Genomic DNA, 24,975 nt, shown 5'->3' with positions numbered 1-24,975 from the left:
GTCTGCTTGGTTCATTGGTACGACCATCTTTTGCACGGCCGTCACACGCGGCGTCGGAACCCGAAACACGGCGGGCGAATGGTGGAGCACGTCCCACCCGCACCGACCGGAAGAGGGTTCGACGTGGACCTGGTCCTCACCAACGCACGGCTGACCGACGGCCGATCCGTCGACGTCGCGATCGCCGACGGCGTGATCGTCAGCGTGACCGACGCGCTGCCCGGTTCGGGCTCGGCGCACGGCACCGACACCGGTGCTACTCCCACCCGCGTGGTCGACTGCGCCGGGCGTGTGGTCATCCCCGGGCTCATCGAGGCACACCTGCACGTCGACAAGGCCCTGCTCGACCGGGAACGCCCGAACCCCGACGGCACCCTCGCCGGCGCCATCGCCGTCACGGGGGAGCTCAAGCGCGGCTTCACCCACGCCACCGTCCGCGACCGCGCCCGCACCCTGCTCGACCAGGCCATCACGAACGGCACGACGCTCGTCCGCGCACACCCCGACGTCGACCCGATCGTCGGGCTCACCGGCGTCGAGGTGCTGCTCGACCTGCGCGACGAGTACCGGGACGCCCTCGACCTGCAGATCGTCGCGTTCCCCCAGGAGGGCATCGCCAAGGCACCGGGCACCCTCGCGCTGCTCCGTCAGGCGCTCGCCGCGGGGGCGGACGTCATCGGGGGATGCACCTACAACGAGCACACCCTGGCCGCCTGCCACGAGCACGTCGAGACGGTCCTGGACCTCGCCGAGGAGTTCGGGGTGCCGGCCGACCTGCACGCCGACTTCGCCGACGACACCTCCGACCCGCGGTACGCCCTCGCCGGGCACATCGCCGACCGCGTGACCGCCCGCGGGCTGCAGGGACGGGTGGCGCTCGGCCACGTGACCTCGATCGCGAGCCTGCCCCGCGGCGAGCGCCGGGTGCTGTTCGACCGCCTCGCTGCCGCCGGGGTCGCCGTCGTGCCGCTGCCCGCGACCGACCTGCACCTCGGGGGACGGTCCGACGACCACGACGTGCGGCGCGGGGTCGTGCCGGTCCGCGAACTCTGGGACGCCGGGGTCACGAGCGCCTACGCGTCGAACAACGTCCGGAACGCCTTCACCCCGTTCGGCAACGCCGACCTGCTCGACGTCGGGCTGCTCCTTGCGCAGACCGGGCACCTGTCCGGCCCGGACGACCTGCGACGGGTGCTCGCCATGGCCACCACCGGGGCGGCCGAGGTCGTCGGCGTCGCGGACACCCACGGCATCCGGCCCGGCGCCGCCGCCGACCTCGTCGTGCTCTCCACCACCGACCCGGACGGCGTCCTGCTCGACCGGCCGGACCGTGCCCTCGTCGTCAAGCGCGGCCGGGTCGTCGCCGAGACCACCCGGACCGTCCGTCTCACCACCAGCCCCACCACGAACCGATCGAAGGAACTCAGCCATGCGTGAACGGATCCCGCACGAGATCGTCGCCTCCGTCCTGGCCGGTGCCACGGCGTTCATCGGCGGCAACGCCCTGCACCTGCCGACCTGGGCGATCTTCATCAGCTGGGCGGGGATGTTCCTGCTCGGCGGCAAGCCGACGCTGCGGAACGCCACCCGCCTGTCGGCCGCGATGCCGATCGGGTCGGCGTTCGGCCTGGTCATCGTCCTGCTCGACCAGCGGTTCGGCACCCTGTTCGGCGAGGGGCAGGCGGCGCAGAACACCGTGCTGGCGCTGCTCATCCTCGTCGTGAACTGCGCCCTGATGTACACGGGTCGGACGAAGCTGTTCGGGCTCGTCCCCGGGATGTTCCTCGGGTTCGCCTCGTTCTTCGCGACGTGCTTCGGCGGCTTCGGCTTCGACCCGGGGAACGCCTGGGCAGCCTGGGTGTCGGTCGTGCTGATGAACGCGCTCGGTCCGGTGTTCGCGTACCTGTCCCGCCGCCTGACCTTCGCCCGGCCCGACCCGGCCGGCACCGTCGTAGAGGCCGACCCCGTCGTCGCGGCCGGCGGCGCAGTGGCCACGGCCACGGCCCCGGCCCCGGCTCCGGAACGCCAGCCCGACCAGCCCGTCGCAGCCTCGGCCTAGGAGCGGACCGGTACGCTCGGGTCCCGTGTCACCAGTCGTCCGCCGCCCCCGCTCCGCCGTCCGGAGGCCGGTCACGATCTCGGTGGTCGCCGTCCTGCTCCTCGTCGCCGGCTACCTCGTCGCTGCGGCGGTCGTGCCGTTCGCCCCCGCGAGCGCGAGCACCACCACCTACTCGGCACCCACGACGAGCGTGCCGGACCTGCGGTTCCCCGGCTACGGTGCCACGGCGGTCGAGGCGACCGACTTCCCGGAGAGCCTCCGCACCAGCGGCGACACGAAGCCCCGGCCGATCGCGAGCATCTCGAAGATCGTCACCGCTCTCGTCGTCCTCGACGCGAAGCCCCTCGAGCGGGGCGAGCCGGGGCCCTCGATCGCCTTCAACCCGGAGATGCAGGGGTTGTACGCCAAGTACGCGGCGGTGAACGGCGAGGTCGCGCCGATGCCAGCCGGACTGAAGCTGTCCGAGTACCAGACCCTGCAGGTCATGCTGATGAAGTCGGCGAACAACTACGCAGGGGCCCTCGCCATCTGGGCGTTCGGGTCGCTGGAGGCGTACGACCGTGCCGCGGACGCGTGGCTCGACCGGCAGGGCCTCGACGACACCACGATCGAGGAGCCGACCGGCCTCGACGCGGACAACCGGTCCACCGCGACCGACCTGGTGGCGCTCGGTCAGCTCGCGCTCGCGAACCCGGTCGTGCAGCAGGTCGTCGGGACGAAGCAGGTGACCGTGCCCGGTGCGGGGCAGATCGAGAACTCGAACAAGCTCCTCGGTCTCGACGGCATCGAGGGGATCAAGACCGGCACCCTCGACGAGGCCGGCGCCTGTCTGCTGTTCGCGGCGACGTACGAGCGCGGTGGCAGGGACGTCACCGTCGTCGGCGTGATGCTCGGCGGTGTCGACCACGACTCCCTCGACGTCGACGTGCAGCGGTTGCTGCGGTCCGTGGCGGACAACTTCCAGGTGGTGACGCTCACCCACCAGGGGCAGACCTTCGGCACCTTCTCGACCCCGTGGCAGGACGAGGCCGACGCGGTCACGACGAAGGCGGCCGAGGTGCTCGTGTGGGGCAAGACCACCGTCACCGCGAAGGCGAAGCTGCAGCAGGTGACCTTCGGCACGAAGGGCGAACGGGTCGGGCAGGTCCGGTTCCGCATCTCCGACCACGACCCGGTCACGGTGCCGCTCGCGCTCGAGCGCACGATCGACGACCCCGGCGTCTGGTGGCGCTGGACGAACCCGTTCCAGGGGGCGTGACGCCCGTCGTCCGCCGACCGTAGAGTCGGTCGGGTGACGACGATGACGACGTTCCCCCGGACCACCCCCGCCGCCCTCGGCATCGATCCCGGCGGCGTGACCGCCCTGCTCGACGCCCTCGAGTCCACGCCCGACGTGGAGCCGCACAGCATCATGCTGCTCCGGCACGGCCAGGTGGCGGCCGAGGGCTGGTGGCAGCCCTACGCCGCCGACCGCGTGCACCTGCTCTACTCGTTGAGCAAGAGCTTCACCGCCGCGGGGGTCGGCATCGCCGTCCGGGCGGGCCTGATCGACCTCGACGCGACCGTGCTGTCGTACTTCCCGGAGCTCGACGCCGACGTCACGGACGAACGCAGCCGCCGCATCCGCGTCCGGCACCTGCTCGCGATGGCGAGCGGCCACCGCGAGGAGACGATCGACCGCGCCCAGGCCCTCGACCCGACGAACACCGTGCGCGGGTTCCTGCTGCTCCCGCCGGACGCGGAGCCCGGCACGGTCTTCGCCTACAACCAGCCGTGCACCTACACCCTCGCCGAGATCGTCCGGCGGGTGACCGGCGGTTCCCTCGTCGCGTGGCTCCGCCCGCACCTGCTCGACCCGCTCGGCATCGACGACCTCGCCTGGCGCCGCGACGACACCGGCGCGGAACTCGGGTACAGCGGGTGCTACGCCCCGACCGACGCGGTCGCCAAGCTCGGCCAGCTGTACCTGCAGGGCGGCGTCTGGGACGGCGAGCGGATCCTCGACGCCGACTGGGTCGAGCAGGCGACCAGCACGCAGGTCGCCAACCCGGACGAGGCCAACCCCGACTGGTCCCAGGGCTACGGCTTCCAGTTCTGGATGGCCCGTCACGGCTTCCGCGGCGACGGCGCCTACGGGCAGTTCTGCGTGGTCCTGCCGGAGCAGGACGTCGTGCTCGCGATGACCGGCCAGAGCCTCGACATGCAGGCCGTCCTCGACGCGGTCTGGGCGCACCTGCTGCCCGCCGTCGATCGCGCGCCCGACGCAGCCTCGGCATCCGCCCTGGAGGCCCGGCTCGCCTCCCTGGGACTGCCCGCCGTGGACGGTGGTCCGCTGCAGGGCCTCGCCGACGTCGGTCCGCTGGCCCGCGACGGCGACGGGTGGCGGCTCACGCTCGACGTCGACGGCGGCTCCCTGTCGGTGCCGGTCGGGCAGGGGGAGTGGGTCATCGAGGGCCCGCTCGCCGCGAGCGGTGCCGTCGCGGACGACGGGACGGTCCTGGTCGACGTGCGGTTCGTCGAGACCCCGCACCTGGCGCACGTCCGGATCGACCCCGCCACGGGATCGACGACGACGAGCTGGCAGACCGAGCCGCTGCACGACGGACCGCTCACGCTGCGGCGCCCCGCGGACTGAGGGCCCGCGGCTCCGCGTCGCGCCGCGTCTACGGGGTGTCGGAGGGGTGCTCGGTGACGATCTGCAGCTCGGGTCGCTTCGCCGAGACCCCGTCGCCGGACGAGGTGTGCTTGATGCGCCGGACCACCCACGGCACCAGGTACTCCCGGGCCCAACCGAGGTCCTCGGCGCGGGCCTCGCGCCAAGGCCGCGCCTCGAGCGGGTCCGGGTTGAACGGTTCGAGCCCGTGCGGCACGCCGAGGGTGTCGAGCACCGCCGCGGCGATCGTCGAGTGGCCCATCGGGGAGTGGTGCAGACGGTCCGGAGCCCACATCCGCGGGTCCCGGAGCACCCGGAGTGCCCACGTGTTCGCCACCAGGGCGCCGTGCTTCAGGGCGATGGCGTGCAGGTTCTCGTTGTAGATCGCCGTCTTGCCGCGGACCATGCCGAGCACCGGGGTCATCCCGACGTCCGGGCCGGTGAACAGCACGACGGTGGCTCCGTCGCGGCGCAGGTCGGCGACGAGGCGGTCCACGCGCTCGGCGAGCTCGTCCGGGTCCGAGCCGGGGCGGATGATGTCGTTGCCGCCGGCGGACACCGTGATGAGGTCCGGGTGCAGGGCGACGGCGGCCTCGGCCTGCTCGTCGATGATCTGCTGCAGCAGCCGCCCGCGGATCGCGAGGTTCGCGTAGGCGAAGTCGTCGGTCTGGTGTGCGAGCACCTCGGCGACGCGGTCCGCCCAGCCGCGGTTGCCGCCCGGGACGGTGGGGTCGGGATCCCCGATCCCCTCGGTGAACGAGTCACCGATCGCGACGTACCTGGTCCAAGGATGACGATCTGACACGTTCCGGACCCTAGTCTCGTGGCATGACGAAGGCCAACACGGATGCCGTCGGCTGGGCGGTGCCGGACGAGCTGCTCGACCGCATCGCCGAGCGTGCCCCCGGCTACGACGCCGCGAACGCGTTCTGCACCGAGGACCTCGACGAGCTCCGCGCCGCCGGCTACCTGCGGATCGGTGTCCCGGTCGAGCAGGGCGGGGCGGGCCTCGGCCTCCGTGGCACCGCGCGGGTGCAGCGCGCCCTCGCCCAGGCCGCGCCGGCGACGGCACTCGGCCTCGGCATGCACCAGGTGTGGGTGCAGGCGGCCCGCGCCGTGCGTGCGCGAGGCGAGTCGTTCCTCCAGGCCGTCACCGACCACGCTGCGGACGACCACCTGCTCGCCTTCGGGGTGAGCGAACCCGGCAACGACGCCGTGCTGTTCGACTCGTCGACGACGGCGGAGCCGGACGGCGATGGCGGGTACCGGTTCACCGGCACGAAGGTGTTCACGTCCCTCGCACCGGCGTGGGACGTGATGAGCGTCTTCGGCAAGGACACCTCGGGGCCGGAGCCACGGCTCGTGCACGGGTTCGTCCTGCGGTCCGACGGCGACGTCGAGCACCTGGACGACTGGGACACGCTCGGGATGCGCGCGACGCAGAGCCGCACCACGAAGCTGCACGGCGTGCACGTCCCCGTCGACCGCATCGTCCGGTCGCTGCCGGTCGGGCCGAACCAGGACCCGCTCGTGTTCGGGATCTTCGCGTCGTTCGAGCTCCTCATCGCGTCGGTGTACGCCGGGGTCGCGGAGCGCGCGATCACGCTCGCGACGGCCGCCGTGGCGGGTCGCACCGCGGCCGACGGCACCAGGCGGTCGCAGGACCCCGACGTGCGTCGGGCGATCGCCGACCTGCGCGGTGCGGTCGACGCGATCACGCTGCAGGTCGAGTCGCTGGCGCGGTCGGTCGACGAGCTCGACGACCTCGGAGCCCGCTGGTTCCCGCTGCTCGTCGGCACCAAGGCCCGGGCCGTGGACACCGCGCAGCACGTCGTGGACGAGGCCATGCGCGTCGTCGGCGGCTCGGCGTTCCGGTCGTCGAGCGAGCTGGCGCGGCTGGCGCGTGACGTCCGGGCGGGGCAGTACCACCCGTCGTCGCGGGACTCCGCGGCGCGGACGATCGCCGCGTCGGTGCTCGGCCCGCTCGACTGAGCGCTGCGCTCGCACCGTGCGAGGCGCTGCGCTGCGGGGCACTCCGGTGCGAGGTTCCGCACGTGGTGGCACCCGCGCCCCCTCGCACCACGTCCGGAACCTCGCACCGTGCGATCGCGATCGGCCCCGGGCACGGCGATGTCGGCGGCGCCTGGCATCATCTCGGTGTGAGCAAGCAGGACGGACGGAACCGCCTCGTCTCCGAGGCACCGGTGGACGACGTCTCGGCGACCGTGCTGCACGTCGACATGGACGCCTTCTTCGCCTCCGTCGAACTGCTCGACCGCCCCGACCTCGTGGGCCTGCCGGTCATCGTCGGGCACGACTCCGACCGCTCCGTCGTCACCGCCGCCACCTACGAAGCCCGTCGCTACGGCGTCAACTCGGCGATGCCGATGGCCGTCGCCAAGCGCCGCTGCCCGAACGCCGTCATCGTCGAACCGCACTTCGAGAAGTACCGGGCGCAGTCCGCCGCGGTGATGGCGATCTTCGACCGGTTCACCCCGCGGGTCGAGCGCCTCGGCATCGACGAGGCGTTCCTCGACGTCGCCGGCGCCCTCCGGCTGTACGGCACCCCGTGGCAGATCGGCCAGGCCATCCGCCGCACGGTCCTCGCCGAGACCGGTCTGCACTGCTCCGTCGGCGCGGCGTCGACCAAGTTCGTCGCGAAGCTCGCCTCCAGCCGGTCGAAGCCCGACGGCCTGCTCGTGGTCCCCGCCGCCGACACCGTGGCGTTCCTGCACCCGCAGCCGGTGTCCGCGCTCTGGGGCGTCGGCGGCAAGACGCAGGAGACGCTCGAACGCCGGGGCATCCGCACGGTCGGCGACCTGGCGAACACCCCGCTCGGGTCGCTGGTGTCGGCACTCGGCCCGGCCGGCGGGCAGCGGCTGCACGACCTGTCCTGGGGTCGGGACCCCCGCGTGGTCGACACCGGCGTCGGCGAGAAGTCGATCGGGCACGAGGTCACGTTCGGCCGCGACCTGACCGAGCGCGACGACGTCGCCCGCGAACTCCTGCGCCTGGCCGACAAGGTCGCCGTCCGCCTGCGCCAGGCCGACGTGCAGGCCCGGACCGTGGCACTCAAGGTCCGCTACACCGACTTCACCACCCTGACCCGGTCGCGCACCCTGGCGGAGCCCACCGACGTCGCGAAGCGCCTGCACCGCGAAGCCGTCGAGCTGTACGACGTGCTGCACCGACCGGGCAACCAGATCCGGCTGATCGGGGTGCGTGGCGAGAACCTCGTGCCCGCGGCCGCGAGCAACGCCCTGTGGGACGACGACGCGCCGTGGCGTGACACCGAGACCACGGTCGACGCGGTCGCCGCACGCTTCGGCGCCGACGTGCTGCGACCGGCATCCCTGGTCCGCCGGACCCCTGACGGCGGCGTCCCGCACGCTCGGCAGGACTGACGGTGGCGGTAGAATCGGGTTCAGTGAGCGCAGCGGAGTACGAAGACCAGCAGCCCGCCACGCTGTGGGCGGAGTCGGGTGACGACCAGTCCGGCGCAGGCGGATCGTCGTCGACGCACGACGGCAGCCCGGCACATCAAACCCAGGCGCAGGGTGACGCCGCCCGTGACGAAGCCGACGCCGCAGCCCTGGCCGAAGCGGCCGGCAACTCGGCCGTCCAGCACCTGTCGCCGGCGTTCCCGGACCGGGCCGCCTGGGGCACGGCGTCGAAGCTCCGCGCCTGGCAGATCGAAGCGCTCACGAAGTACTTCGAGAAGGAACCCCGCGACTTCCTCACGGCCGCGACCCCCGGCGCCGGCAAGACCACCTTCGCGCTGCGGCTGGCGACCGAGCTCCTCGCCCGCGGCACCGTCGACCGCATCGTCGTCGTGGCCCCGACCGAGCACCTGAAGCGCCAGTGGGCCGACTCCGCCGACCGTGTCGGCATCCGGATCGACCCGATGTTCAAGAACGGCGACGGCATGTTCGGCCGGCACTACCAGGGCGTCGCGATCACCTACGCCCAGGTCGGCATGAACCCCGAGGTGCACAAGCGCATCACCGAGGGTGGCCGCTCCCTGGTCGTCCTCGACGAGGTCCACCACGGTGGCGACGCCCTGACGTGGGGCGACGGCATCAGGGAGGCGTTCTCCGGCGCCACCCGGCGGCTCTCGCTGTCGGGGACCCCGTTCCGGTCCGACACCGCACCGATCCCGTTCGTGCAGTACGCCCCCGACGAGCAGGGCATCCGCACCTCGATCTCCGACTACAACTACGGCTACGGCCGAGCCCTGAAGGACGGCGTCGTCCGCCCGGTGCTGTTCATGGCCTACGCCGGACAGATGCGCTGGAAGACCCGGATGGGCGACGAGATGTCGGCCTCCCTGGGCGAGCAGGTCACGAAGGACATCACGGCCCAGGCCTGGCGCACCGCGCTGTCACCCGAGGGCGAGTGGATGCCGGCCGTCCTCTCCGCCGCCGACAAGCGCCTGACCGAGGTCCGTCGTGGTGTGCCCGACGCCGGCGGTCTGGTCATCGCCACCGACACCACCACGGCGCGCGCCTACGCCCGGATCCTGCAGCAGATCACGGGGGAGCGTCCCACCGTGGTGCTGTCCGACGAGGCCGCCGGGTCGAGCCGCATCAGCGCGTTCGCCGAGGACACCTCGCGCTGGATGGTCGCCGTCCGCATGGTCTCCGAGGGCGTCGACGTCCCACGGCTCTGCGTCGGCGTGTACGCCACGAGCGCGAGCACGCCGCTGTTCTTCGCCCAGGTGATCGGCCGCTTCGTGCGTGCCCGTCGCCGCGGTGAGACCGCGAGTGTCTTCCTGCCGAGCATCCCCGGCCTGATGGCCCTCGCCGCCACCCTCGAGCTCGAGCGCGACCACGCCCTCGACCGCCCGAAGGACGCCGACGACGGCATGTACAACCCCGAAGACGCGATGGTCGCCGAGGCCAACAAGGAAGACCGCGCGTCCGAGAGCCTGCTCGAGGTCCAGCCGTTCGAGGCGCTCGACTCGCAGGCGTCGTTCGACCGCGTCCTCTACGACGGCGGTGAGTTCGGCACGGGCGGCGAGGTCGGTTCCCTCGAGGAGCTCGACTTCATCGGCATCCCCGGGCTGCTCGAACCCGACCAGGTGCGCGACCTCCTGCGCGCCCGGCAGGCCACCCAGGCCAAGCGGTCCAAGGGCCGCACGGCCAAGGACGGCATGCCGAAGGCGCCCGAGCCCGACCGCCCGATGTACATGACGATCAAGGAGCAGCGCACCGAGCTCGCCCGGCTCGTGTCGATCTGGTCCCGGCACTCGAACGAACCGCACGGTGCGATCCACGCCGAACTCCGGCGGATCAGCGGTGGCCCGGCCGTGGCGCAGGCGAGCATCGAGCAGATCCAGAAGCGCATCGACATCCTGCGCTCCCGCATCGGCGGGCGACGGTGACCGCGGCGTGATCGAGCCGGTCGACGACCGCACCTGGTACGTCAAGCGCGACCCCGAGGCGCCACCCGAGGCGATCATCGACCGCTTCGGCGGCGGCTACCGACTGCGCCGCTTCTCGCTCACCGAGTCCCGCCGCACCCCGCACGGGGTGTTCACGGGGCCCGAACTGGCCGAGACCGCGTGGTGGCGGCTCCGCGACAGGCCGCGGAACTCATGACGCGCCAAGCCAAAGTCCGGTAGACCGGAGGAATGGCAGACTCGATCCCTCACGTCCTCGTCCTCGGCGGCGGCTCCGCTGGCTACACCACGGTCAAGCAGCTCCAGAAGCACGCGGCCACGGTGCCCATGCGCATCACCCTGGTGGACCAGAACACCTACTACACGTACCTGCCGTTCCTGCCCGAGGTCGCCGGTGGCCACATCGCGCCGAAGGACGTCACCGTCGAGCTGCGCCGTGCACTGCGCAAGACCCGGGTGATCCAGGGCAAGGTCACCGCGATCTCCTCGGCCGACAAGACCGTCTCGATCGCGACCGCCGGCGGCGACGACCGCACCCTCGGCTACGACCACCTCGTCGTCGCCCTCGGTTCCGTCACCCGCACCTTCCCGACCCCCGGGCTCGAGGAGTACGGCGTCGGCTTCAAGAGCGTCGAAGAGGCCGCCTACGTGCGTGCCAAGCTCCTCGACAACATCGCGAAGGCCGCCGCCACCCGCGACGAGGACGAGCGTCGCCGTCTGCTGACCAGCGTCTTCGTCGGCGGTGGCTACACCGGCGTCGAGGCGATCGGTGAGCTGTTCGACGTGTCGCAGGCCGCCATCAAGACCTACCCGTCGCTCGCCGGCGAGCAGCCCCGCTGGGTGCTCATCGACGCCCTCGACCGCGTCGCGCCCGAGGTCGGCCCCGAGCTGTCCAAGTGGACGCTCGAGTCGCTCCGTGCCCGGGGCATCGACGTCCGCCTGAAGACCACCATGCCGAGCGCCGAGGGCGGCGTCGTCAAGTTCTCCGACGGCGACGAGTTCGCCACCGGTCTGCTCGTCTGGACCGCGGGCGTCAAGCCGAACCCGCTCCTCGACGCCTCCGACCTGCCGCGCGGGCCGAAGGGCCACCTCGCCGCGAACGCGAAGCTCCAGGTCGAGGCCGAGGACACCCACCAGGTCGTCGAGGGCGTCTGGGGTCTCGGTGACGTCGCGCAGGTGCCCGACCTGACCGCCGACAAGCAGCCGGCGTTCTACCCGCCGAACGCGCAGAACGCCGTGCGTCAGGCCGTGGTCGCCGCCGACAACATCGTCGCGACCATCACCGGCAAGCCGCTCGAGGAGTACCGCCACCCGTCCATCGGCACCGTCGCGTCGTACGGTGTCGGCAAGGGTGCCGCGAACATCAAGGGCATCAAGATGACCAACCTGCTCGCGTGGCTCGCGCACCGCGCGTACCACGTGTACGCGATGCCGACCCTGAACCGGAAGGCCCGCATCATCATCGGCTGGATCACCGGTGCCGTGTCGGGTCGCGACGCGACCTCGCTCATCAAGGAAACCGATCCGCGACGCAACTTCGTCGAGGCGTCGAAGAGCTAGACCCACCCACAGATCGGACGGGAGGCGCGGTGCCAGCTGGCACCGCGCCTCCCGTCCGTCTGTGCGGACGTCCACCGCCTGTCCGCCATCTGCGGTCCTGTGTCCGTTCCAACGTGGCGCGCGCCAGCGTGGACGGACGAGTGAGAGGAGCGTCCATGCGCGCCATGACGTACCGCGGCCCCTACCGGGTCCGCGTCGAGGAGAAGCCGGACCCACGGATCGAACACCCGAACGACGCCGTGGTCCGCGTCGAGCGGGCGGCGATCTGCGGCTCGGACCTGCACCTGTACCACGGCATGATGCCCGACACCCGGGTCGGGCACACGTTCGGCCACGAGTTCATCGGGGTCGTCGAGCAGATCGGCTCGTCCGTCGAGACCCTGTCGGTCGGGGACCGCGTGATGGTCCCGTTCAACATCTTCTGCGGGACGTGCTGGTTCTGCGCCCGCGGACTCTTCGCGAACTGCCACAACGTGAACCCGAACGCGACCGCGGTCGGCGGGATCTACGGGTACTCGCACACCACCGGCGGGTACGACGGCGGGCAGGCGGAGCGCGTGCGGGTGCCGTTCGCCGACGTCGGACCGCAGGTGATCCCGGACTGGCTCGACGACGACGACGCCCTGATGATGACGGACGCACTGAGCACCGGGTACTTCGGGGCGCAGCTGGCGTCGATCCGCGAGGGCGACACCGTCGTGGTGCTCGGTGCCGGGCCGGTCGGGCTCTACGCCGCCAGGTCGGCGTGGTTCATGGGAGCCGGCCGGGTGATCGTCGTCGACCAGCTCGAGTACCGGCTCGAGAAGGCCCGGAGCTTCGCGCACGCCGAGACGATCAACTTCGCCGAGGTCGACGACGTCGTGCTCGAGATGAAGAAGCAGACCGACTTCCTGGGGGCGGACAGCGTGATCGACGCCGTCGGAGCCGAGGCGGACGGCAACTTCACCCAGCAGGTCACCGCCTCGAAGCTGAAGCTGCAGGGCGGGTCCCCGACGGCGCTCAACTGGGCGATCGACGGCGTCCGCAAGGGCGGCACGGTCTCGGCGGTCGGCGCGTACGGGCCGATCCCGAGCGCGGTGAAGTTCGGCGACGCGATGAACAAGGGCGTCACGATCCACACGAACCAGGCGCACGTGAAGCGCCAGTGGCCGCGGTTGCTCGAGCACGTCCAGGCCGGGCACTTCAAGCCGAGCGACATCATCACGCACCGCATCCCCCTCGAGCACATCGCCGAGGGCTACCACCTGTTCTCGTCCAAGCTCGACGGTTGCATCAAGACCGTCGTCGTGCCGTGAGGAGGCCCGACATGTCCGACCACACCCCGTACATCGCCGATCCACCCCGACGGGTGCCGTCCGCCGAGGAGCTCCGTGCCCGCATCCCGGGGTGGGGGAGCGACCTCGACCCGGCGGACCGGCCGTCCGTGCCGAAGCTCTCCCGCGAGGCCGGTTCGGCCACCGGAGCCCACTGGGACCTCCCGCCGCAGCAGGACGGTGCGCACGGCCGGGAGCGCTCGATCGAGCACGCCCACGTGACGCCGGTGTTCGGCACCGCGCAGCCCCTGCACGGCTTCGCCGGGATGGTCCGGCGGTACGCCTACCGGCGGTTCAGCGAGGGGCGCCTGGCGCACTGGATGCTGCTCGTCGTCGGGGACCGCCTGGACGTCGCGACGCACCGGGTGACCGATGCGCTCCGGGGGCGGCCGGACCGGGTGATCAGCGAGACCGGCGTCGCGGCGGAGCGTGGGCACCACCCCGTTGCGTCGCGCCTGGGGTCGAGTCGGTCGGACTGGCGGCACCAGGTGCTCGACCCGGTGGTCGCGAACTGGGGATGGCTCGCGGCGCTCGGTGCCGTGGTGCTGGTGGTGCAGCGGGTGTGCCGCTCGCGCTGACCGCGCGCGCCGCCGGGCCGCCGGGCTTGCACCATGGTGCGGCGTTGCCCACTCGGTGCGACCTTGTTCCGTCACACGGAGTGCGCAACGTCGCACCGGCCCGTGACGTGCGCACGTTCCGGCCTGGAGGCGCGTTGCGGCCCCGCCCCGCGCCTCCAGTCCGCACGTCCCGCGTCCACCGCCCGCCCACTCACCTGCTCCTGCCCCGATCGCCCCGAGCGCAGCGAGGTGGCGCCTGAACCGCCCTGAGCGCAGCGAAGTGGCGCGGAGATCGCCCTGAGCGCAGCGAAGTGGCGCCCCAGAGGCGGTGACGCCCTGAGCGCAGCGATGGCGGCACTCGCCGGGAAGACACAACAGAAAATGCCCCCCGACCGAAAGGTCAGGGGGGACGCATTTCCTGTGTCCGAGAGGGGACTTGAACCCCTACGCCCTAATACGGGCACTAGCACCTCAAGCTAGCGCGTCTACCAATTCCGCCACCCGGACAGGGTGTCTGGTGTCTGTTTCCCGGGTTGAACCCGGCGTTCCTGCCGAGAGAAGACACTAGCACGGGTCTGAACGCGCGATGAACACGGTCGCGCATCCCGGGCGAGTCCTGCGTGTCGGGCTTCGGCGTCGGGGTCGGTGCCGACCGATACCGTGGAGCCATGACGAACCCGGAGCCCTCCGAGCCGCAGTCCGTGCCCGAGCTCGAGGCGACCGCGGCGATCGCCCGCGACCTCATCCGCATCGACACGACGAACTGGGGCGAGGGGAAGTCCCGTGGGGAGACCGAGGCGGCTCACTACGTCGAGGACAAGCTCCGCGCGCTGGGTCTCGAGCCGCAGTTGTTCGAGTCCGAGCCGGACCGTGTGAGCGTCGTGGCGCGGGTGCCCGGTCGGAACCGTGACAAGCCGGCGCTCGTGGTGCACGGGCACCTCGACGTCGTGCCGGCCGACCCGGCGAACTGGTCGGTCGACCCGTTCGGTGGCGTGGTCAAGGACGGATCGCTGTGGGGTCGGGGGGCCGTCGACATGAAGAACATGGACGCGATGATGCTCACGTCGCTGGCCGACGTCATCGAGCAGCACGGTGCGCCGGAGCGTGACCTGGTGATCGCGTACTTCGCCGACGAAGAGGCCGGGGGAGTCCTGGGGTCCCACCACGTGGTCGACCAGCACCCGGAGGTCTTCGCGGGGGCGTCGGCGGCGATCAGCGAGGTCGGCGGGTACTCGATCACGCTCGGTGACCGTCGCGCCTACCTGTTGCAGACCGGCGAGAAGGCGCTCATGTGGGTGAAGCTGATCGCGCGCGGCACCGCCGCCCACGGCTCGCACGTGATCCGTGACAACGCCGTCACGAAGCTCGCGGCGGCGGTGGCCCGGATCGGCAGCGAGGAGTGGCCCGTCCGGCTCTCGGCCACGACGGACGCGATGGTCGCCGAGGTGGCGCGGTTCCTCGGGGTCGACCCGACGGTCACCGGCCCGGACGAGGTCGCCCTGGCCACCGGCTCGGCGTCGCGGTTCATCCACGCTGCGCTGCACACCACGTCGAACCCGACGGTGCTGACCGCCGGCTACAAGCACAACGTGATCCCGGACACCGCCGAGGCCCTGGTCGACATCCGCTGCCTGCCGGGTGACGAGGAGACCGTGCTCGAGCGGGTGCGGGAGCTCGCCGGACCCGACGTCGAGGTGGTCATGTCGTTCCGCGACATCGGCCTCGAGCAGGACTTCGGCGGTCCGCTGGTCGACGCCGTCCGCGACGTCCTCGGCCGGCACGACCCGGGCGCCCCGGTCCTGCCGTACCTGCTGTCCGGCGGCACCGACAACAAGGCGCTCTCGACGCTCGGCATCGCGGGGTACGGGTTCGTGCCGCTGCAGCTGCCGGCCGGTGTCGACTTCCCCGCGATGTTCCACGGCGTGGACGAGCGGGTGCCGCTCGACTCGCTGGCGTTCGGTCGGCGGGTGCTGGCCGACCTGCTCGCCACGTACTGATATTGTTCATGGTCGCCGTCGTGGCGGTGCCCTGACCGACCTCCCCCCCCCCCGAAAGGCCCGTGCGATGCACATCCTCGAGGCGATCTTCCTCGGCTTCGTCCAGGGGCTCACCGAGTTCCTGCCGGTGTCCTCCAGCGCGCACCTGCGCATCGTGGGGCTCTTCCTGCCCGACGCGAAGGACCCCGGTGCGGCCTTCACCGCCGTGACGCAGCTCGGCACCGAGACCGCGGTGCTCATCTACTTCTGGAAGGACATCACCCGGATCATCGGGCGGTGGTTCCGATCGGTGGTCAAGCGTGACGTGCCGAAGGGTGACCCCGACGTCCGCCTCGGCTGGCTGGTGATCCTCGGCACGATCCCGATCGGGGTCGCCGGGCTGCTGCTCAAGGACTCGATCGAGACCACGTTCCGGTCCCTCTGGATCGTCGCGATCGTCCTCATCGTCTTCGGTGTCGTGCTCGGGGTGCTCGACCGTGTCGGCCGCAAGGAGCGGCGCATCGAGCAGATGACGTTCCGCGGTGGTCTGCTCATCGGCCTGGCGCAGATGCTCGCCCTGGTGCCCGGTGTGTCCCGTTCCGGTGCGACCGTGTCGATGGGGCTCGCCCTCGGGTACACCCGACCCGCCGCTGCGCGCTTCGCGTTCCTGCTGGCGATCCCGGCGGTGTTCCTGTCCGGGTTCTACGAGGCCGCGACGAGCCTCGGCGACCACGGTTCGCCGTTCGGACTCGCCGACACGCTCATCGCCACCGTCGTCGCGTTCGTGGTCGGGTTCGTCGTGATCGCGGCGTTCATGAACTACATCAGCAAGCGCAGCTTCATGCCCTTCGTCGTCTACCGGATCGCACTCGGTATCGTGCTCATCGTGTTGTTGTCGCTCGGAGTGATCCAGCCGTGAGGGCCTGGCAGGCCCCATCCGTCCCCGACGTCCCCGGCGCCGCGCCCCGACCGGTCGTCCACGACACCGCAACGGGCAAGCCGGTGGACCCCGCCCGCGACGAGGACCGCGCTGCGCTGTACGTCTGCGGCATCACGCCGTACGACGCCACGCACCTCGGCCACGCGGCGACCTACCTGGCATTCGACACGCTCGGCCGCGCCTGGCGTGACGCGGGGCTCGACGTCGAGTACGCGCAGAACGTCACCGACGTGGACGACCCGCTGCTCGAGCGTGCCGCCCGCGACGGCGTCGACTGGCGTGCCCTGGCGGCTGAGCAGGTCGACCTGTTCCGCCGCGACATGGAGTCGCTGCGGATCCTGCCGCCGGACGACTTCGTGGCCGTCACCGACGAGGTCGAGCGCGTCGCCGAGGCGGTCTCGTTCCTGCAGGAGTCCGGCTACGCGTACGAGGTCCCGACCGACGGCGCCGAGGGCGACGACCTGTACTTCGACGTGAACCGCCCCACCGACGCGTGGACCCTCGGTGACGAGAGCGGCCTGGACCGCGAGACGATGCTCGCCCTCGCTGCCGAACGCGGCGGCGACCCGGAACGTCCGGGCAAGCGTGATCCGCTCGACCCGCTGCTGTGGCGCGCCGCGCGTGACGGCGAACCGGCCTGGGACACCGAGATCGGCCCCGGTCGCCCCGGCTGGCACATCGAGTGCAGCGTCATCGCCGGTGACCGCCTGGGGCTGCCGATCAGCGTGCAGGGCGGCGGGAGTGACCTCGTCTTCCCGCACCACGAGATGAGCGCCGGGCACGCTGCCGCCCTCGCGCACCAGCCCCTCGCGAACGCCTTCGTGCACACCGGGATGATCGCCTACCAGGGCACGAAGATCTCGAAGTCGCTCGGCAACCTGGTCACCGTGCGCGGGCTGCTCGACGACGGTGCCGACCCGCGGGCCATCCGGCTCGCACTGCTGTCGCACAAGTACTCCGACGACTGGGAGTGGTTCGACACCGAGCTGACGAGTGCCCAGACCCGGCTCGCCGGCTGGGATGCCTGGGCCTCGGGAGCCTCCGCAGGGCACGCCGACGACGCAGCGGACGTCGCGGCACGCATCCGCGCGCGGGTCTCCGACGACCTCGACACCCCCGGTGCCGTCGCCGCGGTCGACACCGCGATCGCCGGCGGCACGGCGTGCACGGCGGAACTCCTCGACCTGATCGACGCGTTGCTCGGCATCCGCCTGGCCTGACCTCGGCGCACTGGCCGTCGCGCCGGTGCTGTGACCGTCCGCGGAGTGGTCGCGACACGTCGTGTGCGTGCGGCCGAGGGGTCAGGAACTGTCGCCCGGGCGGGCCGCAGCCGACAGTTCGCGACCACTCGCCGGACGTGACCGGTGTGTCGTGACCGCGCGGCGAGTGGTCGCGACGCGTCGCGTGCGCGCTGCCGAGGGGTCAGGAACTGTCGCCCGGGCGTCCCGCAGCCGACAGTTCGTGACCACTCGCCGGAGGTGAGCGGGGTGTCTTGACCGTTCGCGTTCGCCGGACAGGAGGCCCGTGGCGGTCCTGCCCCGTGCCTCCCGTCCGCGGAGTGGTCGCGACGCGTCGCGTGTGTGCGGCCGAGGGGTCAGGAACTGTCGCCTGGGCGGGCTGCAGCCGACAGTTCGTGACCACTCGCCGGAGGTGAGCGGGGTGTCGTGACCGTTCGCGTCCGCCGGACAGGAGGCCCGTGGCGGTCCTGCCCCGTGCCTCCCGTCCGCGGAGTGGTCGCGACGCGTCGCGTGTGTGCCGCCGAGGGGTCAGGAACTGTCGCCTGGGCTGGCTGCAGCCGACAGTTCGTGACCACTCGCCGGAGGTGAGCGGGGTGTCGTGACCGTTCGCGTCCGCCGGACGGGAGGCCCGTGGCGGGGCCGACCCGCGCCTCCCGCGCGGCGAGTGGTCGCGACACGCCGCGCGCGTGCCGCCGAGGGGTCAGGAATCGTCGTCCGGGCGGGCCGCAGCCGACAGTTCGTGACCACTCGCCGGAGGTGAGCGGGGTGTCGTGACCGCACGCCGCCCACCGACGGGAGGCGCGGTGCCAGCTGGCACCGCGCCTCCCGTCCGTCAGTGGGTGACGGCTACTGCTGGGGCCGCCACGGCCCCTCGCCACCGGCGGTGCCGCCGTCCTTGCCGTCCTTGCGCTCACGGCGACGGAGGTACTGCTCGAACTCCTGCGCAATGGCGTCGCCCGAGGCTTCGGGGGAATCGACCGTGTCGCGCGCCTGCTCCAGCTGCCCGATGTAGGACGCCATGTCCTCGTCGTCGGCGGCGAGGGCGTCGATGCCCTCTTCCCACTCGGTGGCGTCGTCGAGCAGCGACCCGCGCGGCACCGTGACGTCCGTGAGCTCCTCGATCTTGTCGAGCAGCGACAGCGTGGCCTTCGGCGAGGGCGAGTTGTGCACGTAGTGCGGCACCGAGGCCCACAGGGACAGCGTGGTCAGCCCGGCCTTGTCCATCGCGTCGGCGAGGACCCCGAGGATGCCGGTCGGGCCCTCGTACGAGGACTTGTCGACGTCGAAGGCGGCGCGGACCCCGGCGTTCTCGCTCGACACGAAGACCGAGATCGGTCGGGTGTGCGGGACGTCGGCGAGCATGGCGCCGACGAAGACGACTGCGTCGATCGAGTAGACGTCCGCCAGGTCGATGATCTCCGAGCAGAAGCCCCGCCAGGTGCGCGAGGGTTCCGGACCGACGAGCACGAAGACGTCACGGTCGGTGGGGGAGCCGGTGGCGCCGATGACCGGACGGCCCTCGGCACCGGGGCCGTGCAGCACGATCCGGGGCCACTGCACGCCGCGGTCGCCGTTGTCGTCGGTGCCGACGGTGGGCCGGTTGAACTGGTAGTCGACGTACCGCTCGCCATCGAGTTCGCGCAGCTCGTCGAGCCCGAGGGACTCGACGATGCGACGCGCCAGACCGCTCGCGGCCTCGCCGGCGTCGTTCCAGCCCTCGAAGGCGACGACGAGCAAGCGACCGTCGCTGAAGGGGGAGTGCTGTGGCACGGAGCGGACCTCCTGGTGGTGGAGCGGAGCGGGGCGGGAGCGATGCCCCCGGCCGGACACGATTCAGGCATCCACTGTAGGCCCAGGGGGTGTCGGCGCACGCGCGCGTCCGCGCCCAGCGGAACGGCCCCGGTAGACTCGTCGCCCGTGACCGCGCATCCTCCTGCCCTCGTCCCGCCCGCAGCCGTGCTGTGGGACATGGACGGCACGATCATCGACACCGAGCCGATCTGGCAGCGGTCCCAGGTCGACCTGACGAACCGCTACGGCGCCGAGTGGACCCACGAGGACGGCCTGTCCCTGGTGGGCAGCGGTCTCGAGCGCTCCGGTGAGCTCCTCCGTGCCAAGGGCGTCGACATGGAGGTCGAGGAGATCATCCAGTGGATGACCGACTACGTGATGGAGCACCTGCGCGCCGGTGAACTGCCGTGGCGGCCGGGTGCCCGTGAGCTCGTCGAGGAGCTCCACGCCCGCGGCATCCCGACCGCCCTGGTCACGATGTCCCGTCGCAAGATGGCACTCGTCGCCGCCGAGGCCCTGGGCGAGCGCGGCTTCCGCGTCGTCGTGGCCGGCGACGACGTCGACCGCCCGAAGCCGTTCCCGGACGCGTACCTGTCCGCCGCCGCGCAGCTCGGCGTCGAGCCCACCGCGTGCGTCGCGATCGAGGACTCCGCCACCGGCGTCGCGTCGGCCGTCGCCTCCGGCGCCGTCACGGTCGCCGTCGAACACATCGTCCCGCTGTCCGAGATCGCCGGCGGCGACGTGCACCTGACCACCCTGGCGGGCGTCGACGTCGACCGGCTGGTCGAGTTGACGACGCCGGCACTGGCCGCACGGACTGGAGGCGCGGTGCCGGACCCGGCGCACGCTGCGGACACCGAAGGGGTCACCCGATGAGCCACACCGACGACGCACGCGACGAGGCGGACGCGAGCAGCGCCTCCAGTCCGACCGCGGACCCGACCGCAGCGCTCCCGCACACCGCGGGCGGCGCACCGCACACGCCACCGCGCGGCCCGTTCCGGGCCGGCGACCGCGTGCAGCTGACCGGTCCGAAGGGCAAGCTCACGACGCTGTCGCTCGAGACCGCGGGTGAGTACCACACGCACCGTGGGGTGCTCCGGCACGACGACGTCATCGGGCAGCCCGACGGCTCGGTCATCCGGGCGAGCACCGGTGACGAGTACCTCGCACTCCGCCCGCTGCTCAACGACTACGTGATGTCGATGCCGCGTGGCGCCGCGATCGTCTACCCGAAGGACGCGGCGCAGATCGTGGCCTTCGCGGACGTCTTCCCCGGGGCCCGCGTGGTCGAGGCCGGCGTCGGCTCGGGGGCGCTGTCGCTGTTCCTGCTCCGCGCGATCGGCCCGACCGGGCAGCTGCAGTCGTTCGAGCGCCGCGAGGAGTTCGCGGCGATCGCGAAGGGCAACGTCGGCACCTTCCTCGGCGCCGTCCCGGACAACTGGTCCGTCACCGTCGGCGACCTGGTCGAGTCGCTGCCCGACGCGACCGAGCCGCAGAGCGTCGACCGCGTCGTGCTCGACATGCTCGCGCCGTGGGAGTGCGTGGACGCCGCGGCCGACGCCCTCGTGCCCGGCGGGCTCATCGTCTGCTACGTCGCGACCGTCACACAGCTGTCCCGCACGGCCGAGGCCCTGCGTGACACCGGACGCTTCACCGACCCGATGCCGAGCGAGACCCTGGTGCGCACCTGGCACGTCGAGGGCCTTGCCGTCCGCCCGGACCACCGCATGGTCGGGCACACCGGGTTCCTCATCACGGCACGACGCCTGGCGGACGGGACGGTGCTGCCGAACCTGAAGCGCCGCGCGGGCAAGGCGGAGTTCTCGGACGAGGACATCGAGGCCTGGACCCCCGGCGCCGTGGGCGAGCGGGCGACGAGCGACAAGAAGCTCCGCAAGGTGGCTCGGCAGTCGGCGGCGCAGGCGCGCAAGGTCGCAGCCGCCGAGGCGTCGTCGGCGGTGGATGGTGCTGCGGCGCCGTCCGGGGCTGCTGAGGCTCCGTCGGACGCTGCTGCGGCTCCGTCCGGGGCCGTCGAGGACGAACGGTAGGCTGACGGCGTGCCCGTCCTGCATCGAACGGAAAGAGGGTCCGTGCGCACCATCCCCGCACTCCTGGTCACCATCGGTCTCGCGGTGTCGCTCACCGCCTGCGCCTCGAACGGTGCCGGCACCACGCCCTCGAGCTGTGCCGCTCCCGGCGCCGCGTCCGAAGCGGTGACCGCCACCGGCAAGTTCGGCTCGGAGCCGAAGGTCAACGTGCCGAAGGGCCTGACCACCAAGGGCACGCAGGTGTCCGTGCTGAAGCAGGGCAGCGGTCGCACGATCGACGACGGCACCCCCGTCCTGGTCGAGTACACCCTGGTCGACGGCTCCACGGGCGTGGTCGCCCAGACGAGCGGCTACTCCGGCCAGACGGCACCGATCACCGCCGGTGCGAGCAACTACGGGGCCCTCGGTGCCTCGCTGCAGTGCGCCCACGTCGGTGACCGCCTGGCGGTGGCCCTGCCGAAGAGCGCCCTGAGCAGCACCGACGGCACCGGTGGCAGCTCCTCGTCGAAGAAGACCGAGGACGCCGTGATCGCCGTCATCGACGTCAAGCGCGCGTTCGACGCCCGCGCCACGGGCACCCCGCAGCTCGCCGGCGACAAGATGCCGGCCGTGGTGCTCGCACCCTCCGGCGCCCCCGGCATCACGATCCCGTCGTGGAGCGCGCCGAAGTCGAACGAGACGCACCTGCTCCGCAAGGGCGACGGTCGCGAGCTCACCGCGAAGGACACCGCGGTCATCAAGTACACCGCCGTCACCTGGGGCGCCGACCCGTCCGTCGCCGGATCCAGCTGGACCGACGGTTCCGGCGCGCAGGCCATCCCGCTCACCAAGGGCCAGGTCGACGAGGGCGTCCGGACCGCGATCGTCGGGCACCACGTCGGCGACCAGGTCCTGGCCATCGTCAACCAGCAGGGGACCGCGTACGCGTACGTGATCGACGTCCTCGGGGCGATCTCGAACTGACCCGGTCCGACCGTCCACGGACCGCGGCGCGGGTGCACTCCGGTGCACCCGCGCTGCCGTAGGATCGGCTCGTGCCAGCGACCCGTGTGCCCCGTGTGCCCGCCGAGGAGCGGCTGTTCAGCCTCGTGCTCGCGCTGCTCTCGACGGAGTCCGGGCTGACCAAGGCCGAGATCCTGGCCAACGTGCAGGGGTACCGGCAGCGGTTCTCGACCGGTGGCGACAACGCCTCGCTCGAGCGCCAGTTCGAACGCGACAAGGACGACGTCCGCGAGCTCGGCATCCCCCTCGAGACCATCGAGACCCCGGGTGCCGCGGGCAACAACCAGACGCTCCGGTACCGGATCCCGAAGGGCGAGTACGACCTGCCCGTCGACGTCCGCTTCACCCCGGACGAATCCGCGTTGCTCTCCCTGGCCGCGATGGCCTGGCGCGAAGGCGCACTGTCCGCCGACTCCCGTCGTGGCCTGCTGAAGGTCCGCTCGGCCGGTGCCGAGGACGACGACGGTGCCCTGCAGCTCGGGGTCGACGCGTACGCCCCGCGGCTTCGTGCCCGTGATGCCTCCTTCGAGCCGCTCCGTTCCGCGCTCGACCGCGGTGCCGCAGTCCGCTTCGACTACATCACGCCGGGGCAGCACGACGCCCGTCGGCGCGAAGTGGCTCCACTCGCCCTGGTGCAGCACGGCGGCCGGTGGATGCTCGCCGCCCACGAGTTCGCGACCGACTCGGACAAGAACTACCTGCTGGCCCGCATCGTCGGACCCGTCACCCAGTACGAGGTCGGGCAGCACACCGCTCCCGTCGGCGCGGGGGAGCGCACCCTCGCCGAACTCGAGCGGATCTGGGCCGAGCGCACCGCGCGCATCGCCGTGATGCCGGCTTCCGACGCCGAACGCCGACTGACCCGTCGCCGCGACACCGAGACCGACGCCGACGGCGCGCTCGTGCTGCACCACGTCGACCCGCAGATCCTCGCCGAGGAACTCGCCGCCTTCGGGCCCGAGGTCCGGGTGCTCGAGCCCGACGACCTGCGGGCACGGGTCGAAGAGCGCCTCCGCGCACTCGTGCGCGACCACACCGACGACGATCGTGCCGCAGCCCCCGGAGAGGACCCCGTTCGTGGCTGACGCCCAACCCCTGCAGGCGCAGGACAAGCTCGCGTTCCTGCTCGCCCTGGTGCCGTACCTGATCGACCGCGAGCGGGTCTCGGTGGCCGAGGCCGCTCGGCACTTCGGTGTGCCCGAGGCCCGCATCCGGCGCGCCGTCGAACTCATCGCGGTGTCCGGGGTGCCCGGCGAGACGATGCAGTACCAGCACGGCGACCTGTTCGACATCGCCTGGGACGACTTCGACCAGAACGACATGATCGTGCTGACCAACCTGGTGGCGATCGACGACTCACCGCGTCTGTCGGCTCGTGAAGCGTCGGCGCTCATCGCCGGCCTGCAGTACCTGTCCGCGCTGCCCGAGGCCGCCGACCGTGACGCCATCCGCGCGCTCATGGCCAAGCTGTCCCGCGGTGCCGGGGGAGCGGCGTCGACCGTCGCCGTCGGGCAGGACCTGCACGACGTCGCCCTCGCCACGATCCGCCGGGCGATGTCCGACGGCCGCGGCCTGGTCTTCGAGTACGCCGGACCGCGGACCCAGGGCGGCACCCGACGGGTCGATCCGCTCCGGGTCGAGTCCATCGACACCGACTGGTACCTGCGCGCGTGGGACCTCGACCGGCAGGCGCTCCGGACGTTCCGGCTCGACCGGATGTCGGAGGCGCGCGTCGACGACCGCCCGGCCGAGAAGACCATCGACCAGGTCGTGATCCCGGACACGCTGTTCCAGCAGGCCGCCGACGACGTCATCGTCACGGTGGAACTCGATTCGACGTCGCTGCCCCTGGTCGCCGACTTCCTGTCCGACACCGCCGACGCGACCGACGGTGACGGTCGTGTGCGCATCCGGCTCGCGGCGTCGCACGGTTTCGACGGCGTGGTCCGGCTCGTCGCGGGGTTGCCGGGTCGTGCCGTGGTGCTCGACCCGCCCGCGGCCCGTGACGCCGTGCGCGACTTCGCGGCCGCGGCCCTCGCTGCGGGCTGAGGTCTGCCGCTGCGGCCCGTCCGAGCGCTGCACGTTCCGACCGGGTAGGCCCGATCATGGACGGTGGGCTTCGGCTACCTGGTCGTTCCGGGCGTACCTGGTGTGTTGATCCGACCAGGTATGCCCGATCTCGCCAGGAGTGCCCGATCTCGCCAGGTGTGCCCGATCTCGCCAGGTGTGCCCGATCTCGCCAGGTGTGCCCGATCTCGCCAGGTACGCCCGATCTCGCCAGGTACGCCCGATCATGGACGATGGGCTTCGGCTACCTGGTCGTTCCGGGCGTACCTGGTGCGTTGCTCTGACCAGGTATGCCCGATCTCGCCAGGTACGCCCGATCTCGGTCGGTACGCCCGATCTCGCCAGGGACGCCCGAACCCGCTAGCGC

Annotated in this window: 21 protein-coding genes and 1 tRNA gene; 19 read left to right on the top strand and 3 right to left on the bottom strand. The window is 71.9% G+C overall.

Annotated features, from left to right (window positions below; translation table 11 throughout):
* Nucleotides 1-123: 123 nt before the first annotated feature.
* Genes ORG17_RS09230 through ORG17_RS09215 form a run of 4 tightly spaced genes read left to right on the top strand, consistent with a single transcriptional unit; the run spans nucleotide 124 to nucleotide 4,694 of the window.
* Complete coding sequence (locus ORG17_RS09230; RefSeq protein ID WP_214526222.1) at nucleotides 124-1,437, top strand: amidohydrolase family protein; 1,314 nt, start codon at nucleotides 124-126, stop codon at nucleotides 1,435-1,437.
* The gene (locus ORG17_RS09225) at nucleotides 1,430-2,059 is read left to right on the top strand and encodes a DUF1097 domain-containing protein (protein WP_214526223.1); all 630 of its coding nucleotides are present in this window, start codon (nucleotides 1,430-1,432) and stop codon (nucleotides 2,057-2,059) included. Before ORG17_RS09230 ends, ORG17_RS09225 begins: the two co-directional genes overlap by 8 nt.
* Nucleotides 2,060-2,084: 25 nt before the next feature.
* A complete protein-coding gene (locus ORG17_RS09220; protein WP_081827297.1) occupies nucleotides 2,085-3,317 on the top strand; it encodes a D-alanyl-D-alanine carboxypeptidase family protein in 1,233 nt (410 codons plus the stop codon).
* 42 nt (nucleotides 3,318-3,359) lie between these two features.
* On the top strand, nucleotides 3,360-4,694 hold the full coding sequence (locus ORG17_RS09215; RefSeq protein ID WP_250892118.1) for a serine hydrolase domain-containing protein: 1,335 nt from the start codon (nucleotides 3,360-3,362) through the stop codon (nucleotides 4,692-4,694).
* A 28-nt stretch (nucleotides 4,695-4,722) separates the two neighbouring features.
* Here the strand turns inward: ORG17_RS09215 and ORG17_RS09210 are convergent, their stop codons facing one another.
* Complete coding sequence (locus tag ORG17_RS09210; RefSeq protein ID WP_182065056.1) at nucleotides 4,723-5,517, bottom strand: SGNH/GDSL hydrolase family protein; 795 nt, start codon at nucleotides 5,515-5,517, stop codon at nucleotides 4,723-4,725.
* 23 nt (nucleotides 5,518-5,540) lie between these two features.
* On the opposite strand from ORG17_RS09210, the gene ORG17_RS09205 reads away from it, so the two are divergent.
* The 7 genes from ORG17_RS09205 (at nucleotide 5,541) to ORG17_RS09175 (ending at nucleotide 13,564) form a co-directional block, all read left to right on the top strand.
* Entirely contained in the window at nucleotides 5,541-6,704 is a 1,164-nt protein-coding gene (locus ORG17_RS09205) for an acyl-CoA dehydrogenase family protein (protein ID WP_214526225.1), read from the top strand.
* A 167-nt stretch (nucleotides 6,705-6,871) separates the two neighbouring features.
* Complete coding sequence (gene dinB, locus ORG17_RS09200) at nucleotides 6,872-8,116, top strand: DNA polymerase IV (protein ID WP_214526226.1); 1,245 nt, start codon at nucleotides 6,872-6,874, stop codon at nucleotides 8,114-8,116.
* A gap of 188 nt (nucleotides 8,117-8,304) precedes the next feature.
* Nucleotides 8,305-10,095 (top strand): DEAD/DEAH box helicase, encoded by a 1,791-nt coding sequence (locus ORG17_RS09195; protein ID WP_214526245.1) that lies wholly within the window; start codon nucleotides 8,305-8,307, stop codon nucleotides 10,093-10,095.
* Between the two features lie 7 nt (nucleotides 10,096-10,102).
* Nucleotides 10,103-10,312: a hypothetical protein gene (locus tag ORG17_RS09190; protein ID WP_214526227.1), complete on the top strand. Its 210-nt coding sequence runs from the start codon at nucleotides 10,103-10,105 to the stop codon at nucleotides 10,310-10,312.
* Nucleotides 10,313-10,344: 32 nt separating this feature from the next.
* Nucleotides 10,345-11,673, top strand: a complete 1,329-nt coding sequence (locus ORG17_RS09185) for an NAD(P)/FAD-dependent oxidoreductase (RefSeq protein ID WP_027465651.1) — start codon at nucleotides 10,345-10,347, stop codon at nucleotides 11,671-11,673.
* Between the two features lie 155 nt (nucleotides 11,674-11,828).
* Entirely contained in the window at nucleotides 11,829-12,968 is a 1,140-nt protein-coding gene (locus tag ORG17_RS09180; RefSeq protein ID WP_071244714.1) for a zinc-dependent alcohol dehydrogenase, read from the top strand.
* Nucleotides 12,969-12,979: 11 nt separating this feature from the next.
* Nucleotides 12,980-13,564: a CxxCxxCC domain-containing protein gene (locus ORG17_RS09175; protein ID WP_214526228.1), complete on the top strand. Its 585-nt coding sequence runs from the start codon at nucleotides 12,980-12,982 to the stop codon at nucleotides 13,562-13,564.
* A gap of 400 nt (nucleotides 13,565-13,964) precedes the next feature.
* Here ORG17_RS09175 and ORG17_RS09170 read toward each other — a convergent pair.
* A tRNA-Leu gene (locus tag ORG17_RS09170) sits at nucleotides 13,965-14,050 on the bottom strand.
* Nucleotides 14,051-14,211: 161 nt separating this feature from the next.
* On the opposite strand from ORG17_RS09170, the gene ORG17_RS09165 reads away from it, so the two are divergent.
* The 3 genes from ORG17_RS09165 to mshC all read left to right on the top strand — a co-directional run bounded on the left by ORG17_RS09165 (nucleotide 14,212) and on the right by mshC (nucleotide 17,679).
* The gene (locus ORG17_RS09165; RefSeq protein ID WP_214526229.1) at nucleotides 14,212-15,540 is read left to right on the top strand and encodes a M20/M25/M40 family metallo-hydrolase; all 1,329 of its coding nucleotides are present in this window, start codon (nucleotides 14,212-14,214) and stop codon (nucleotides 15,538-15,540) included.
* Nucleotides 15,541-15,607: 67 nt separating this feature from the next.
* Nucleotides 15,608-16,438: an undecaprenyl-diphosphate phosphatase gene (locus ORG17_RS09160; RefSeq protein WP_027465647.1), complete on the top strand. Its 831-nt coding sequence runs from the start codon at nucleotides 15,608-15,610 to the stop codon at nucleotides 16,436-16,438.
* Complete coding sequence (gene mshC, locus ORG17_RS09155; protein ID WP_027465646.1) at nucleotides 16,435-17,679, top strand: cysteine--1-D-myo-inosityl 2-amino-2-deoxy-alpha-D-glucopyranoside ligase; 1,245 nt, start codon at nucleotides 16,435-16,437, stop codon at nucleotides 17,677-17,679. Before ORG17_RS09160 ends, mshC begins: the two co-directional genes overlap by 4 nt.
* An 864-nt stretch (nucleotides 17,680-18,543) precedes the next feature.
* Here mshC and ORG17_RS09150 read toward each other — a convergent pair.
* On the bottom strand, nucleotides 18,544-19,467 hold the full coding sequence (locus ORG17_RS09150) for a proteasome assembly chaperone family protein (protein ID WP_027465645.1): 924 nt from the start codon (nucleotides 19,465-19,467) through the stop codon (nucleotides 18,544-18,546).
* 147 nt (nucleotides 19,468-19,614) lie between these two features.
* Between ORG17_RS09150 and ORG17_RS09145 the strand changes: the two genes are divergently transcribed.
* The 5 genes from ORG17_RS09145 (at nucleotide 19,615) to ORG17_RS09125 (ending at nucleotide 24,590) form a co-directional block, all read left to right on the top strand.
* The gene (locus tag ORG17_RS09145; RefSeq protein ID WP_253183650.1) at nucleotides 19,615-20,364 is read left to right on the top strand and encodes an HAD family hydrolase; all 750 of its coding nucleotides are present in this window, start codon (nucleotides 19,615-19,617) and stop codon (nucleotides 20,362-20,364) included.
* Nucleotides 20,361-21,539, top strand: coding sequence for a tRNA (adenine-N1)-methyltransferase (locus tag ORG17_RS09140; protein ID WP_214520315.1), 1,179 nt, complete (start codon nucleotides 20,361-20,363; stop codon nucleotides 21,537-21,539). The genes ORG17_RS09145 and ORG17_RS09140 overlap by 4 nt, the downstream gene beginning before the upstream one ends.
* A gap of 42 nt (nucleotides 21,540-21,581) precedes the next feature.
* Nucleotides 21,582-22,502: an FKBP-type peptidyl-prolyl cis-trans isomerase gene (locus ORG17_RS09135; protein WP_214526230.1), complete on the top strand. Its 921-nt coding sequence runs from the start codon at nucleotides 21,582-21,584 to the stop codon at nucleotides 22,500-22,502.
* A 71-nt stretch (nucleotides 22,503-22,573) separates the two neighbouring features.
* Nucleotides 22,574-23,626 carry a helix-turn-helix transcriptional regulator gene (locus ORG17_RS09130; protein ID WP_214526231.1) on the top strand — a complete coding sequence of 351 codons (1,053 nt, stop codon included), beginning with the start codon at nucleotides 22,574-22,576 and terminating at the stop codon, nucleotides 23,624-23,626.
* Nucleotides 23,619-24,590, top strand: a complete 972-nt coding sequence (locus tag ORG17_RS09125) for a helix-turn-helix transcriptional regulator (RefSeq protein WP_214526232.1) — start codon at nucleotides 23,619-23,621, stop codon at nucleotides 24,588-24,590. Before ORG17_RS09130 ends, ORG17_RS09125 begins: the two co-directional genes overlap by 8 nt.
* The last annotated feature ends 385 nt before the right edge of the window (nucleotides 24,591-24,975 follow it).

The sequence above is a fragment of the Curtobacterium flaccumfaciens pv. betae genome, assembly GCF_026241855.1.
In the GTDB taxonomy this organism is placed as follows: Bacteria; Actinomycetota; Actinomycetes; order Actinomycetales; family Microbacteriaceae; genus Curtobacterium; species Curtobacterium flaccumfaciens.
Note: the sequence above shows the minus strand (reverse complement) of the source record. Positions and strands in the feature narration are given on the sequence as shown.